A 15,157-nucleotide genomic window follows, 5' to 3' on the forward strand; every position below is an offset into this window, starting at 1 on the left:
AAACAAAAACATCATAAAATGTCTATCAACACAACACAGTTTAAGCACGTGAGCTATTTATGGGATGAAGCAAAAGCTGCGGAATTAGCGGGCGACGAAGTTGCCTTATTAATATATCGTTCAAATTTGTTAGGAGCCGATTTAAGGCTCACTAACTATGGCGGCGGCAACACATCTTGTAAAGTTCAGGCAAAAGACCCTTTAACCGGTCAGGATACCGAGGTAATGTGGGTTAAAGGTTCGGGTGGCGACCTTGGAACATTAAAGAAAAGCGGCCTTGCGGCATTATATGTTGATCGCCTGCGTAGCCTCAAAAATATTTATCGCGGTGTAGAACATGAGGATGAAATGGTTGAATTGTTTAACCATTGCATTTTCGATCTGTCGTCAAAAGCACCATCTATAGATACACCTTTACACGGCTTTTTACCTTTTGTGCATATCGATCACCTGCATCCTGATGCGGCTATCGCTATTGCTGCTGCAAAAGACGGTAAAAAGATAACCGAAGAATTATTTAACGGCCAGATAGGTTGGGTTGAATGGAAAAAACCAGGATTTGAATTAGGCTTACAATTAAAAGCCTGTTTAGATGCCAATCCGGGTATCCGTGGTATCATGTTAGGCTCGCACGGTTTATTTACCTGGGGTAACACCGCTTACGAAAGCTATATCAACACCTTAGAAGTGATTGAAAAATGCGCCGAGTACCTGGAGCAAAATTTTGGTAAAAAAGGCCCGGTATTTGGCGGCCAAAAAATACAAAGTTTGGATGAAGCCGGTCGTAAAAAACAAGCTGCTGCAATAGCGCCTATTTTACGTGGTTTTACATCAAGCGAGCGCAGCATGATCGGTCATTTCACTGATGATGCCCGTGTATTGGAGTTTATCAACTCTGATGATCTGGATAGGTTAGCACCATTAGGTACCAGCTGCCCCGATCACTTTTTACGCACCAAGATCAGTCCGCTGGTTTTAGATCTGAAACCAGGTGAAGACCTGAGCGATGTAGCCGCGATCAAAGAGCGTTTAGCTCCTGCATTTGAGGCTTACCGTAAAATGTATACCGAGTATTACAACACCTGTAAACATCCAAACAGCCCGGCTATCCGCGATACTAACCCGGTTATCATTCTGTATCCAGGTGTTGGTTTATTCTCATTCTCGAAAGATAAACAAACTGCACGTGTTGCGGCCGAGTTTTATACCAACGCCATTAACGTAATGAAAGGCGCAGAGGCTATCTCTGAATATACCTCATTACCGCGTCAGGAAGCTTTCAATATCGAATACTGGTTATTGGAAGAAGCTAAATTACAGCGTATGCCTAAGCCAAAAGCACTATCGGGCCGTATCGCCCTGATAACCGGCAGTGCAGGTGGTATCGGTAAAGCCATTGCCAAAAAATTTGTTGACGAAGGCGCTGTAGTTATTTTAAACGACATGAACGCCGAACGTTTAACCGGGGCAGGCGAGGAGTTTAAAAAACAATATGGCCGCGATTCATACGCTACTGCCGTGATGGACGTAACCAAAGAAGATGAAATACTGGCTGCAATGGACACCGCAGCTTTAGCTTTCGGCGGTGTGGATATCATTGTAAACAACGCAGGCTTATCAATATCAAAATCAATTGCCGACCATACCGAAAAGGATTGGGATCTGTTGTATGATGTATTGGTAAAGGGCCAGTTCTTTGTAACACAGGCTGCTGTTGCCATCATGAAAAAACAAGCCATCGGTGGTGATATCATCAACATTGTAAGTAAGAATGCTTTGGTAAGCGGCCCTAACAATGCTGGTTATGGATCAGCAAAAGCGGCACAATTACACTTAAGCCGTTTAAACGCTGCCGAGCTTGGTGCTGATAAGATCCGTGTAAACGTGGTTAACCCCGATGCCGTGATCAGCGATAGCAATATCTGGGCTGGTGGCTGGGCCGAAGGCCGTGCTAAAGCCTACGGTATTACCGTTGCCGAATTACCTGCCTACTACGCAAAACGTACGTTACTGAACGAGATCATTTTACCGGATGATATTGCCAATGCTTGTTTCGCCTTCACCGGCGGCCTGTTAGGTAAATCAACAGGTAACGTGCTTAACGTTGACGGCGGTGTAGCAATGGGATTTGTAAGATAGTTTATTGGTTCATTTGTTCATTGGTTTATTAGTCCTAAAAAGCTGGTCAACCAATGAACATTGTTGAACTGTAAAAGACCAATGAACTAATAAACTAATGAACCAATGAACCGAGTAGCCTTTAAAATGAAATTATTCCCCGGGTTTAAGGAGGAATACAAAAAGCGTCACGACGAAATATGGCCGGAGCTTGTAGCGTTGTTAAAACAAACAGGAATAAGCGAATACTCCATATTTTTGGATGAGGAAACCAATTCGCTATTCGGTGTTTTAAATGCCGAAGACCCAAAGCTGCTGGATACATTACCCCAGCACGATGTAATGCAAAGATGGTGGAAATACATGGGCGATATTATGGAAAGCAACCCGGATAATTCGCCGGTAAGCGTACCATTGCTGGATGTGTTTTATATGCCTTAATGGAGCGTAAAGTTGGAGTGAAAAATAAGAGAAGAAAATCAATTGTAAACAGGTAGGAGCAGGCGAGGAGAGTAAATCTCATATCTCAATACTCATATCTCAAATCTAAAAAAATGCAAATCGAGAAGTATAAAATTGACGAGATTAATAACGGGGCCTTGGCCGACCACAAGCGCAAATTTGAGTTTGTTGCTGCCGATGTAGCCAACGTTGAAGATGTGTTGAAAAAACTGGAAGCTTTCCAGATAGCTATACCAAGCTGGGCCCTGGGTACCGGCGGTACACGTTTTGGCCGTTTTAGCGGTAAAGGCGAGCCAGGAAGCTTAGAAGAAAAGATCGAAGACGTAGGTGTGCTGCACTCGTTAAATAAATCGAGCGGTGCTATATCGTTGCATATTCCGTGGGATATCCCAAAAGATGCAAAAGCTATTAAAGCCCTTGCCGCACAGCATGGCCTGGTGTTTGACGCCATGAACTCCAACACCTTCCAGGATCAGCCGGGTTCTTCCGAAAGCTATAAATTCGGTTCACTGCAACATATCGATAAAGCAGTTCGCGATCAGGCTATTGCTCACAATATCGAAGTAATTAAACACGGAATTGAGTTAGGCTCAAAATCGTTAACCGTTTGGTTAGCCGATGGTTCGAGCTTCCCTGGTCAGTTAAATTTCCGTGGCGCGTTTGAGCGCACTCTGGATAGCTTAAAACAAATTTATGCAGCTTTGCCGGATGATTGGAAACTGTACCTGGAGTACAAATGCTACGAGCCGAATTTCTATTCAACTACCGTTGCCGATTGGGGACAATCATTACTATACGTGTCTAAATTAGGCCCTAAAGCTTATACCTTGGTTGATTTAGGTCACCACCTGCCGAATGCAAACATCGAGCAAATTGTTTCGCTGTTGCTGATGGAAGGCCGCTTAGCCGGTTTCCACTTTAACGATTCAAAATATGGCGATGACGATTTGACCGTAGGCAGCATTAACCCGTACCAGCTATTCCTGATCTTTAACGAACTGGTTGAAGGTATGGATGCCCGTGGTATGGATCATGCCAACGATTTGGGTTGGATGATCGATGCATCACACAACCTGAAAGACCCTATCGAAGATCTTTTACAATCTGTACAAGCCATCCAGATAGCTTACGCACAAGCTTTATTGGTTGATAAAGCCGCTTTACAGGCTGCACAGAAAGCAAACGATGCGGCTTTGGCACAAGAGATACTACAAAAAGCATATCGTACAGATGTTAGGGCATTGGTATCTGAAGCAAGCTTGCGCGCAGGCGGTGCTATCGACCCGATAGGCACTTACCGCAAGTTACAGGTGCGTGAGAATTTGATTAAAGAACGCGGAGAGAAAACAGTAGCAACAGGATTATAATATGAAGGCCGTTCCGGTAATAGCGATATTTGATATAGGTAAAACCAATAAAAAGTTTTTCCTGATCGACGAGTACTATAAAATTGTGCTGGAACGTACAGCCAATTTTAAAGAAACCGTTGATGATGATGGCGACCCGTGCGAGGATATCGAGCTGTTAACTACCTGGGTAAGGCAATCGCTTGCGGATATTTTAGCGTTGAAAAAATTTGATATCAAGGCTTTAAATTTTTCAACCTATGGAGCAAGTTTCGTGCACATTGATCACGACGGAAAAGTGGCTGCACCACTTTGCAATTATTTGAAGGCGTTTCCGGACGATCTGAAAAATGAGTTTTACGCTAAATATGGCGGCGAGTCGGCCGTATCGCGCGAAACGGCTTCGCCGGTTTTGGGTAATCTAAACTCAGGTATGCAATTGTATCGCATCAAACACCGCAAACCGGAGCTGTTTAAAAGGCTCAAATATTCGTTACATCTGCCGCAATATTTAACCTATTTGGTTACAGGTAAATACTATTCGGATATTACCAGCATCGGCTGTCATACCCAGCTTTGGGATTTTGTAAAAAACGATTACCACAATTGGGTTTATAAAGAAGGGATCGACAAAATACTGGCGCCGGTATTTCCTTCGGATGATGCAATGGCAGTTGTGAAGAACGGGCATGAATTTAATGTTGGCGGTGGTCTGCACGATAGCTCGTCAGCTTTGATTCCGTATCTGGCTAGTTTTTCAGAACCTTTTATATTGATCTCGACCGGTACCTGGTGCATCAGTTTAAATCCTTTCAACAACAACCCACTTACCGTTGATGAATTGCATAAGGATTGCCTTTGCTATATGGAATACCATGGCCGCCCGGTAAAAGCATCGCGCTTATTTGCCGGTAATGAGCATGAGCAACAAAGCAAACGTATTGCCGGGTACTTCCACAAACCGCTGGATCATTACAAAAAAGTTAAATACAACCCGGAATACATTACATCTCACGCCAATGCTGAGTTTAAAACAGGCGATAGCAATTCGTTAATGCAGCAATCCGTATTTGGCAGCCGCGATCTGTCGTCGTTTTCATCTTACGATGAAGCATATCATTTCCTTATCCTGGATATCATGAACCAGCAGCAGGCTTCAACCCAACTGGTGATACAGGATACCGGTGTGAAGCGCATTTTTGTTGACGGAGGTTTTGGTAAAAACGTAGTGTATATGAATTTGCTGGCAGCGGCCTTTCCGCACCTGGAAATTTTTGCTGCTTCTGTAGCACAGGCTACCGCAATTGGCGCGGCACTGTCTATACACAAACACTGGAATACTAAAGCGATCCCCGGCGATATGATAGAACTGAAATATTATGCCCTGGCGCAAAAAATGGAGGTTCAGTAAATCAATTACATTCATAACATGAATAAAAAAAACATCAAGAGGAGTATATGCACCATATATCTCCTCTTTTTTTTAAGCACGCTTTCGGTTTTCGCTCAGCAATATAAAACGGTTGCTAAAAAACGTCCAAACATCATCATCATTTTAGCTGATGATATGGGATACTCGGATATTGGTTGTTTTGGATCAGAAACTCATACGCCCAACCTTGATGATTTAGGCAAAGGCGGCATAAAAATGACCCAGTTTTATAATGCTTCGCGTTGCTGCCCTACACGGGCGTCTTTAATGACGGGATTGTACCAGCACCAGGCAGGTGTAGGCGATATGGTAAATACCCGTACACAACCAGCCTACCAGGGTTATCTGAATCAAAACTGTGTTACCATTGCCGAAGCATTAAAGGCGGGTGGCTACAATACCTTAATGGCAGGCAAATGGCATATTGGTCAGGCGCCGGAGCATTGGCCGGTTAAACGTGGCTTTGATCATTACTTTGGTTTGATAGATGGCGCGAGCAGCTATTTTAATCCTACAATGCCCTACAGACCTAATCAAAAACTAACCATCGCGTTGGATGATAAAGAGTTTACGCCTGGGGCAAATTGGTATTCAACCAACGCTTACGCAGATTATGCTGTGAAATTTATTGATGGAAACAAAAACACAGGTAAGCCTTTCTTTTTGTACATGGCTTTTACCAGTCCGCACTGGCCTATACAAGCGCTGCCCGGGGATATTGCCAGATACAAAGGAAAATATATGGCCGGCTGGGATAAGCTGCGTGCAGCCCGCTTAGCGCGCCAAAAAGCAATGGGTATTTTGCCACAAGACGCACAGCTTTCGCCGAAGGATAGCAATGTGCCTGATTGGGATAGCCTGTCGCCCGAAGAAAAAGACAAATGGGATACCAAAATGGCGGTTTACGCCGCAATGATCGATCGGATGGATCAAAACATAGGCCGCATCCGCGCCAAGCTGAAAGAACTGCACCAGGATAAAAACACCGTCATTATGTTTTTATCAGACAATGGTGCAAGCAGCGAAAGCATTAAAGGACCGGGTTTTACACCCGAAGTGCAGGCAGCAAACAACAAACCCGCCAGCGACCCGACATCATTCACTGCCTATGAATCTTGGGGAGCTAATGTAAGTAATACGCCGTTCCGTTTATTTAAACACTGGGAGTATGAGGGCGGTACGGCAACACCATTTATTGCCAATTATCCGGGGGTGATCAAACCCGGTGGCATCATCAGCAACCCGGCGCATATTATCGACCTGATGTCTACCTGCCTTGATTTTGCCCACGTGGCATACCCAAAAAACTACCATGGCAATACCATTATCCCAACCGAGGGTATCAGCTTAGCGCCGTTACTAAAAGGACAAAAATGGGCCGGGCATGATGCTTTGTTTTTTGAACACGAAGGTAATCGTGCCGTTAGGCAAGGGGAGTGGAAACTGGTATCGCAAAAGCCATTGAATAAATGGGAGCTGTATAACATCAAAACAGACCGTTCGGAGTTGAATGATCTGAGCGCCCAATATCCCGATAAGGTAACAGCCATGGTAGCACTATACAGCCAATGGGCCGAAAGGGCAGGGGTTATTCCGTTTGAAAAATTAGAAAAACGAAAAGGCGAAGAGTTTTAGTTGGATTGTTAAATCATTTATTACATTTGTAATATATCGTATTTAACGATTAAAATTTAAATTGTTTGCATGTCAGATATCCAGTTATTAAAACGTTTACGCATAGTTATTAAAGCCTGTGGCGGCCAAAGCAAGTTCGCAAAAATTTGCGGTGTATCGCAATCGCTGGTGAGCCTGATGCTTTCGGGCGACCGGGATGTTAATTTTACTGTAATACGTTCGGCATGTCATGAACTGGGCTATTCGCCCGAGTGGTTAATTTTAGGTACAGGCGAAAAAAAGCTTGACGGTAAGGACGCTACCAAACTGGTTACCGAGATACAGATACTACGTACCGAAGTTGAGTTGCTGCATGTGCGTATGCGCAGCTACGAAAAGGAGTTTGAGCAGATTTTGACGAGGTTAAAGGAAAGCCCCCCAGCCCTCTAAAGGAGGAGTTTTGAATAGCATAAAAAATAAAACGCCAGTAAGAGGTTCTTACTGGCGTTTTATTTTATGTTCCCCCTTTAGGGGATTAGGGGCTAAAACTTTAAGTGTTTTACCGTTAACCCATTATTGATCAGTTGCTTTAACGAGTCGATACCCACACGTAAATGCGTTTCCACATATTGCTCGGTCACCTTCGAATCGCTTTCGGCAGTTTTTACACCCTCGGGTATCATTGGCTGATCGGATACTAATAAGATAGCGCCGGTAGGTATTTTGTTGGCAAAGCCTGTTGTAAATATGGTTGCGGTCTCCATATCAATGGCCATGGCGCGCAAAGTTTTCAAATATTTTTTAAATACCTTATCGTGCTCCCAAACACGGCGGTTGGTGGTATAGCAGGTACCTGTCCAGTAATCGCGCGAGTGATCACGGATGGTGGTCGAAATCGCTTTTTGCAGGGCGAAAGCCGGTAAGGCCGGTACTTCGGGTGGCATATAGTCGTTTGACGTACCCTCACCACGAATAGCCGCGATAGGCAGAATCAGATCGCCTACATTGTTTTTCTTTTTTAAACCGCCGCATTTACCCAAAAATATCACTGCTTTTGGGTGAATAGCTGTGAGCAGATCCATTACTGTAGCTGCCAGGGCGCTGCCCATACCAAAGTTAATAATGGTAATACCGTTTGCCGAAACGCTTTGCATTGGCTTATCTAAGCCGATAATAGGAGCGTTATCATTCCACTCGGAAAACATTTGCAGGTATTTCGAAAAATTGGTCAGGATAATATAGTCGCTGAAATCTTCGAGCGGGCGACCGGTATAGCGCGGCAACCAGTTGGCTACGATGCCTGCTTTGGTTTTTAAACCTGCTTTTACGGGACTTTGTACTTCTTTAATTGCCTTTGATGGATCTACGGGTATTGCGTCTTTTTTAATGTCTTTTTCTTCGTTCATGTATGTAGAATATAGTTGGCGGTCGCCGTTATAATTGCGCACAAAGGTACGAAATAAAGCCCCGCCCACCGAAACTTTATTTAAGAAGCGTCAGACCCGGAGTCGCCACCTTTTTTAATGGGCAGGCGCTTACCGTAGCTTAATTGCCGCCAAACCCACTCAACAGGTCCATAATAATAGTTTTTGAGCCACCATTTGCTAAAGAAAACCTGGATGATATATACGCCGAGCGCCAAACCTACATAAAATAATGGATGCTGGGTGTTATAGACGCCAAACCCCGCGCCCGAGAATACGAACATCGATATCACGTTTTGTACCATATAGTTGGTGAGCGTCATTTTACCGATGGACTGCAAAGCGCTAAAAAAACGTTTTAGCTTATCCTTAATGTACAGGCAGCATATTGCCGACATAATGAAGATCATGGTGCTGAGTACGCTGATATAGCGCGGGTTGTAATACCTGGTGAAGGTTAATTTAAGACGAGATGCAACTATAAAAACAACAAGCACACTTATCGCCACGGCTAACGACCACCAGAAAACCTTTTTAACGCGTTTTTGGTGCAATACAAGATTGTTAAACACATCATACTTAAAGGCCGAAAAGCCCAGCAGCATACAAGCCAGCATAGCTACGTGCACAGTGATGGCATAATTAGGCAATAAAACTTCTAACCTATAAGTGCCCAATAAGTTAAATTTAAATACATCAAAGATATTGTGGCTGTGATATAAGGGCATTACCGAGTCGGCAACTTTGCCGTAATTAAAAGGCATAAAATGTGATACGAGCGGGCCGCATATTGGTAATAACATAATTAAACAGGCAGCCAATATAAAAGCGAACTTTCCGGATGTTTTGTAAAACAACAAAAAAAAGAGGCCCATAATGGCATAATCCTTTAAAATATCACCAAAAAAGAAGCAACAGTTGATAAATGCAATCACTAATAACCAAAACATACGCCCGGTAAAAAACTTAACCGGGTTTAGGCCCTTTTTTTGGATGTTGTTAATGAGCACCGCGAAGCCATAACCAAATAGCAGGCTAAGCATCGTCCACGATTTTGCAGCGAAAAAAATATTGAGAATACCGTAGGTGATATTGCCCGCTAAATCAATTTTACGTTCGGGTGCGGTACTTAACCCGAAGTCGGCATAATCGATGTAATTCATCAATGCTACTCCTAATAGTGCCCAACCACGTAAAATGTCGACAATTACTGTGCGCTGATTTTGCTGAATAGGAGCGATAGCGGTATTTTCCATTGTGATAGTCAGTTTGATTAAATATAGAAATAAAATTTAATCATACACCGGTCAACAAAAAGCCCCGGCATTTGCCAGGGCTTCCTTATCTTCTTAAAACCTATCGGGGTTATGCTACCTTCAGTTTTTTCAAATCCGATTTTTCGAATTTTTCCAAAGCGTAATCCAGCGTAACGGCAAGCTGTTTTACATCTTTTTTAGATGGGAACTCAAACATAGCGTCGATCATGATCGCTTCGCAGATCGAACGTAATCCACGGGCGCCTAATTTAAATTCCATGGCTTTATCAACAATAAACTCTAAAGTTTCGTTTTCAAACTCCAGGTTAATGCCTTCGTATTCAAACAGCTTTTTGTATTGCTTTAACAGCGAATTTTTAGGCTCGGTTAAAATATTACGCAATGCCTCACGATCAAGCGGATTTAAGTAGGTGAGTACCGGTAAACGGCCAATCAGCTCAGGTATTAAACCAAATGCTTTCAGATCCTGCGGGGTAATGTATTTATACAGGTTTTTCAGATCAACATCATGATCTTCGTTTTTAAACTTATAACCTACAGTTTGCGTACGCAGGCGGTTGGCTATTTTTTTCTCGATACCATCAAATGCACCACCGCAAATAAATAAAATGTTGCTGGTGTTAACGGTGATCATTTTTTGGTCGGGATGTTTACGGCCGCCCTGGGGTGGTACGTTAACCATGGTACCTTCTAATATCTTTAACAAGGCCTGTTGTACACCTTCGCCAGATACATCACGGGTAATGGATGGGTTATCACTTTTACGGGCAATTTTATCAACCTCGTCAATATATACTATGCCGCGTTCGGCTGTAGCCACATCATAATCGGCAGCTTGCAGCAAACGGGTTAAAATGCTTTCCACATCCTCACCTACGTAGCCGGCCTCAGTTAACACAGTGGCATCGCAAATACAAAACGGAACGTTTAATACTTTGGCAATGGTTTTAGCCAGTAAGGTTTTACCTGTACCGGTTTCGCCAACCATAATGATGTTCGATTTTTCGATCTCCACCTCGTCTTTGTCGATCTTTTGGTTTAAACGTTTGTAGTGGTTATAAACCGCAACAGATAATACTTTTTTGGCATCATCCTGACCGATAACGTATTGATCGAGGTGTGTTTTTATTTCGAATGGTTTAAGTATGGTGGCAGCCTGGTTAGGGTTTTTCACCTTACGTACCTTTAACTCTTCGGCTAATATTTCGTTCGCCTGATTAACGCATTTATCACAGATGTGAGCGTCTAATCCGGCGATCAGCATTAAAGAATCCTGCTTCCCTGCTCCACAAAACGAGCATCTGATTTCTTTGCTGTTTTTTGTCATTGGTATATTACTTTATACAAAAGTACGTTAAATAGTTTTAAATCTGACTATCAAAGTTACAAACACCTTAATAGTCAGATTTTTATAATTTTCTAATACAATAATCAGGTATTTATCTTAATGAAAAACTCAGATCATTGTATTAAGTTTTAATTATTTTTTGGCAGCGCCTTTTAAAACTTCGTCAACCATACCGAACTCTTTGGCCTCTTCGGCAATCATCCAGTAATCACGATCTGATGCTTCCCAAACTTTCTCATAAGTAGCACCGCTATGGTCGGCAATGATCTGGTAAAGCTCTTTTTTCAGCTTGGTGATCTCGTGATAAGTGATCTCGATATCAGATTGCTGACCTTGTGCCCCCCCCGATGGCTGGTGAATCATTACACGCGAATGCGGTAACGCGGCACGTTTGCCTGCAGCACCGGCGCAAAGCAATACAGCGCCCATTGACGCGGCCATACCTGTACAAATGGTAGCTACATCGTTGCTGATAAACTGCATCGTATCATAGATACCTAAACCCGCGTAAACCGAACCACCCGGCGAGTTGATATAGATCTGGATATCACGTTTGGCATCGGCAGATTGTAAGAATAACAATTGCGCCTGGATGATATTGGCATTGGTATCATAAATGGCATCACCCAAAAAGATGATACGATCCATCATTAAGCGGCTAAATACATCCAATTGCGAAATATTTAGCTGGCGCTCTTCGATAATATAAGGTGTCATGCTGGTTGGTATGCGGCTGTTTTCAACACGTGAAATAAAGCCGTCAACAGCCAGGCTGTTTATGCGGTGATGCTTTACAGCATATTTGCGAAACTCGTTTTTGTCAATGTTCATATTACTGTGATTTAATTAGCAAAGCTAGGAACGCCCTGCGGTTATTTATTGAAACAATTATAATAGTTTTTAATTAATTAAACTGTGATTGAACGGTCATTTGTTATAGTTTTTTGTGTGACCTGCTTTCTTGATTTATGATGATGTAATTACTGAGTTTTATTTTAGGGCATTTCCCCTTGGGCCGGGCTTTACGCTCATACTGCACCGGCCTTAGTCACCTGGCCTGCCCTGAGCCCGTCGAAGGGCCGGTATCCGCTTCAATCCCTAACGCGAAATTTGGCTAACAAAAAATGCCGGAACTGAGCCCGGCATTCATTTATTTTATTCAAAAAGTTAAGCCATTATTCTTGTGGCAACTTGCTGAACTCGGCGTGGGTTATTTCTTTCTTGTTCAGAGTAACCACACCTTTTAAATGTTCCAGGGTTTTTATAGCTTTTACTTCTTCAAAAATCTTATTTCCGTTCTCTTTGTTTTGCAGGTATTGTACAGCATACTCGCTCAATTGCTCGTCGCTTAAAGCCTGCGGGCTGTACATTCTGAACTGGGCATCCAAACGATCTTTAGCCAGTTGGAAAACTTCTTCGTATTTAATTTCGAGTTTGTTTTCTTTAATGATCTTGTTTTCGATCAGGGTCCATTTCAGGTTTTTAGCAAAGTTGTCGTAATCTTTTTCCAGTTCCTCATCGGTCAGATTTTCGTTAGTAGCCTTTAACCAGCGTTTCAAAAAATCATCAGGTAAATCAAACTTAACTTTATCTAAAGTATAGTTATACAGGTCGTTTTGTAATCTACGGTCACTGTCCTGAGCGCTCATAGCTTCAACCTCTTCGGTTATTTTAGCTTTGAACTCCTCTTCGGTAGTTACGGTACCTGCTCCAAATAATTTGTCAAAGAACTCCTGGTTCAAATCGCTTTCTTCCAGTCGGTTGATATTTTTAACTGTTAACTGGAATTTCGATTTCAGTTCGGCAGCTGTTTCTTCCTCAATATTTAACAATGAGGCAACTTTAGGCGCATCGTTCTCAAATGCTTTTTGAATATCAAATTCAATCACATCACCCTTCTTTAAACCAATCAATGCCTTTTTAATTTTGGCATCTTTGATCTGATCTAAACGAACCGATGTGGTATTGCTTATTCCGTCTTCAAAAACAGAACCATTTGGTGCTAATTGTACTAATTCGCTGTAAAGTACATCATCATCTGCCGATACGTCAGGATTTGTCATCTTTCCATAGCTGCGGCGGATGTTTTTGATACGTGCGGCAAGCGTTTCGTCATCAACTTTAATTACATATTGGGTTAAAGCATCTTTTGATGAAAAGCCTACTTCAAATGCAGGGGCAACACCTACTTCGTAATTAAACTCAAAATCTTCGCTAAAATCCCAGGCAAACTCTTTATGCGGATCAACCTTTGGCAGCGGCTGACCCAAAACATCCATGCTGTTGTCGGTGATGTATTTGTTCAATGAGTCTGATAACAAATTGTTGATCTCGTCAACCAAAATGCTTTTACCGTACATTTTTTTGATATGCGCCGGAGGTACCATGCCGGGACGGAAACCAGGTATCTTTGCTTTTTTAGCTTGCTCCCTGATCGCTTTATCAACGCGGGCCTGGTAATCGGCTGCTTGAATTTTAACAGTAACTATTGAATTTAGGTTGTCGATTTTTTCCTGAGTAATATCCATTATGTGGTACTAAATTAATGATACATTGATTTACCGACCATAGTCCGCAATAGACATTGATCTGGTATGTTTGATTTTGGAGCGCAAAGGTATTAATTTTTTTAATTTGATTATAAACTAATTGTCTGCCGGCGCAAGAAAACAACTATTGATAATTTGGGTTGTTTAAATAAAGCTTTATTATTGAAAGTTGTGTATGTTAGCCAATCCATTTTTTAATTTAAACTAACCAGGCCCTTAATCAAATGGCCATATATCTTGTATGCGTAAATATTTATCGTTCTTTTTTTTAGTGGGATGCTGTTTTACGCTTAAGGCCCAGAATGATACCTTACACAAGGGAAGTAATTTTGAACCGGCCAAACATGCTGCGATTGATTCATCCGCGCAGCGCGACCTGATGGATATATTGCACAGAATGTTAAGAGGGAAAGCCACCCCTGAAAATAGTAAACCTAAAAAGGTTATTTTTTCGGTGGTGCCTTCAGCGGGGTACTCACTGTCTACCGGATTTGGCGTCAATATTAATGGTAACGTAGAGTTTTACACCAGTAGCGATATCAGTAAAACAAACATTTCATACATCGGTGCAAGCGCTTTTATTGATACTAAAAATCAACGCTCGCTAATTTCGTTGATCAACATATGGACCCCGAACAACGATTACGATATTGTGGTTAACTTTCGCTGGCTAAAATATCCAACCAATACTTATGGTTTTGGCGGCTTTACAGGCGTGGGGCAAACAAACCCGATAGATTTTAATTACGTTAAACTTTATCCAACCTTGCTAAAAAGAGTAATACCCAATTACTATATGGGTATAGGTTATAATTTAGATTATCACACCAATTTTATTGAAAAGGGCAACCTTGACGGTTCCGAAAGCGATTTGAGTAAATATGGCAAGCCCTATACCACGGTATCATCGGGTGTAAACTTAAATTTATTATATGATAAGCGCGGAAATCCTGTCAATCCAATCAGTGGGGGGTATGGTAATATCATATTCAGGCAAAACACAACCTGGTTGGGCAGCGATGTTAACTGGGAATCGTTAATTGTAGATCTGCGGAAGTATGTGCGCCTATCTCAACGCAATAATAATGTATTGGCATTTTGGTCGTATTCGTGGTTTACTTTTAATGGTAAAGCACCTTACCTGGATTTGCCGAGCACCGGCTGGGATATCAACAATATATCGGGCAGGGGATATGTAATCGGCAGGTTTACCGGCAAGGATATGCTGTATGCAGAGGCCGAATATCGTTTTACCATAACCCATAGCGGCATGCTTGGCGGGGTATTGTTTACCAACGCGCAAAGTGTTGCCGAATATCCTGATGGCGGCTTCAAAAAAGTTATCCCGGCTGTAGGTACAGGCTTACGCCTTAAACTTAATAAGCATTCTAATACCAACATCTGTGTAGACTATGGGGTGGGTATTAACGGATCGCGCGGCTTTTTTGTAAATTTAGGCGAGGCGTTTTAATTTCCGGTTGTTCGCCAATATCTGTCATCTGGCTGACATTTTACAGGGTATTTATTCGGCCCGAAAAAAATTAATAACATTCTGATCCAACTGCCTATTAATTATGGCATAGATAC

At 42.4% G+C, this 15,157-nt stretch carries 12 protein-coding genes; 7 read left to right on the plus strand and 5 right to left on the minus strand.

Going from position 1 to position 15,157, the window contains the following annotated elements:
- Window positions 1–18 precede the first annotated feature (18 nt).
- From ACFGVR_RS18620 to ACFGVR_RS18645, 6 genes are all read left to right on the plus strand, one after another.
- Window positions 19–2,139, plus strand: coding sequence for a bifunctional aldolase/short-chain dehydrogenase (locus ACFGVR_RS18620; RefSeq protein ID WP_448698912.1), 2,121 nt, complete (start codon window positions 19–21; stop codon window positions 2,137–2,139).
- Between the two features lie 105 nt (window positions 2,140–2,244).
- Entirely contained in the window at window positions 2,245–2,559 is a 315-nt protein-coding gene (gene rhaM, locus ACFGVR_RS18625; RefSeq protein WP_448698913.1) for an L-rhamnose mutarotase, read from the plus strand.
- Between the two features lie 113 nt (window positions 2,560–2,672).
- The gene (locus tag ACFGVR_RS18630) at window positions 2,673–3,947 is read left to right on the plus strand and encodes a TIM barrel protein (RefSeq protein WP_448698915.1); all 1,275 of its coding nucleotides are present in this window, start codon (window positions 2,673–2,675) and stop codon (window positions 3,945–3,947) included.
- 1 nt (window position 3,948) lies between these two features.
- On the plus strand, window positions 3,949–5,337 hold the full coding sequence (locus tag ACFGVR_RS18635; protein WP_448698916.1) for an FGGY-family carbohydrate kinase: 1,389 nt from the start codon (window positions 3,949–3,951) through the stop codon (window positions 5,335–5,337).
- An 18-nt stretch (window positions 5,338–5,355) separates the two neighbouring features.
- Window positions 5,356–6,993 carry an arylsulfatase gene (locus tag ACFGVR_RS18640; RefSeq protein ID WP_448698917.1) on the plus strand — a complete coding sequence of 546 codons (1,638 nt, stop codon included), beginning with the start codon at window positions 5,356–5,358 and terminating at the stop codon, window positions 6,991–6,993.
- 69 nt (window positions 6,994–7,062) lie between these two features.
- Window positions 7,063–7,422 carry a helix-turn-helix domain-containing protein gene (locus ACFGVR_RS18645; protein WP_448698918.1) on the plus strand — a complete coding sequence of 120 codons (360 nt, stop codon included), beginning with the start codon at window positions 7,063–7,065 and terminating at the stop codon, window positions 7,420–7,422.
- 92 nt (window positions 7,423–7,514) lie between these two features.
- Here ACFGVR_RS18645 and ACFGVR_RS18650 read toward each other — a convergent pair whose 3' ends face one another.
- From ACFGVR_RS18650 to tig, 5 genes are all read right to left on the minus strand, one after another.
- Window positions 7,515–8,378, minus strand: coding sequence for an AMP nucleosidase (locus ACFGVR_RS18650; RefSeq protein ID WP_448698919.1), 864 nt, complete (start codon window positions 8,376–8,378; stop codon window positions 7,515–7,517).
- A gap of 80 nt (window positions 8,379–8,458) precedes the next feature.
- Window positions 8,459–9,652 (minus strand): DUF418 domain-containing protein, encoded by a 1,194-nt coding sequence (locus tag ACFGVR_RS18655; RefSeq protein WP_448698921.1) that lies wholly within the window; start codon window positions 9,650–9,652, stop codon window positions 8,459–8,461.
- Window positions 9,653–9,761: 109 nt separating this feature from the next.
- Window positions 9,762–11,000 (minus strand): ATP-dependent Clp protease ATP-binding subunit ClpX, encoded by a 1,239-nt coding sequence (gene clpX / locus ACFGVR_RS18660; protein WP_448698923.1) that lies wholly within the window; start codon window positions 10,998–11,000, stop codon window positions 9,762–9,764.
- A gap of 153 nt (window positions 11,001–11,153) precedes the next feature.
- Entirely contained in the window at window positions 11,154–11,852 is a 699-nt protein-coding gene (clpP, locus tag ACFGVR_RS18665) for an ATP-dependent Clp endopeptidase proteolytic subunit ClpP (protein ID WP_448698924.1), read from the minus strand.
- Window positions 11,853–12,196: 344 nt separating this feature from the next.
- A complete protein-coding gene (tig, locus tag ACFGVR_RS18670) occupies window positions 12,197–13,549 on the minus strand; it encodes a trigger factor (RefSeq protein ID WP_448698925.1) in 1,353 nt (450 codons plus the stop codon).
- A 262-nt stretch (window positions 13,550–13,811) separates the two neighbouring features.
- Between tig and ACFGVR_RS18675 the strand changes: the two genes are divergently transcribed.
- Window positions 13,812–15,041: a BamA/TamA family outer membrane protein gene (locus ACFGVR_RS18675; protein WP_448698926.1), complete on the plus strand. Its 1,230-nt coding sequence runs from the start codon at window positions 13,812–13,814 to the stop codon at window positions 15,039–15,041.
- The last annotated feature ends 116 nt before the right edge of the window (window positions 15,042–15,157 follow it).

The organism is Mucilaginibacter aureus (assembly GCF_053514885.1).